We start from the raw sequence: 797 nt of genomic DNA on the forward strand, positions 1-797 counted from the left end.
GTACTGGGCGGCCTGGAAGGCGGTACGCGACCGCAGACAGGCGACGTCGCCGACGAGAAGCGGATCGCCGGACTCAGCCGCGTACTGGCCGGCGAGCACACCGAAATGTCGCAGCACGGTCGCGTCACCGGTCCGCCGGCCGAGAGCCGCCGCCCGGCAGGCAAGACCACCGGCGAGCACCAGCAGGCGGGCGCGGACCGGCCCGCTCACCAGCCGGCTGAGCGCCTGGTGCGCCTGGTGCCACTGACCCGCGGCACGGCGCAACAGGATGTCCTTCGGCAGGTCGTAGAGCTGCGCGGTGAGGAGGTCTGCGGCGGCTTCCATCTCCTCGAGAGTCAGTGGGGACGGGTCGGCGGTCGCCATGGCATGGCTGGCGTCGGCCGCTGCCGCGATGACCGCGGCGAGCGTGAGGCCGAACTCCCGCCGGTCCTGGTCCACCACCTGTGTCTCCTCCTCCCCGGCCCAGGGTGCGCTCTCCGTCTCCGGCACGTCCACCACGGTGTAGAGCCTGGCGACCTGGGCCCGGAGCGCCTTGGCGCGCGCCTGGCGGAGCAGGCCGACCAGGCCGCCGCCGGCGCCGAGCAGACGGTCGAGCTCGCCCATCACAGCCTCGCTGGGCGCCGCGCGGCCCCGCTCGCACTTCGAGATGATCGTTCGCAGCGACTCGCGGTCATAGTAGCCATCGACCATCGCGGCGAGGCCGGTCTGCGTCAGGCCTGCCTCGAGGCGGTGGCGGCGCAGGCCTGCGCCGAGCCGGACCAGAGGGTCATCGTCCATCCCCGCTCCCGTCGGGTGTG

At 73.4% G+C, this 797-nt stretch carries 1 protein-coding gene; it reads right to left on the minus strand.

Going from position 1 to position 797, the window contains the following annotated elements; translation table 11 throughout:
- Window positions 1-777 (minus strand): helix-turn-helix domain-containing protein (locus tag U9980_RS09710; RefSeq protein WP_416210212.1); only part of this gene is annotated, 777 nt, incomplete at its 3' end.
- Window positions 778-797 lie beyond the last annotated feature (20 nt).

The sequence above is a fragment of the Protofrankia sp. Cr1 genome (genome assembly GCF_963555865.1).
Lineage (GTDB): Bacteria > Actinomycetota > Actinomycetes > Frankiales > Frankiaceae > Protofrankia.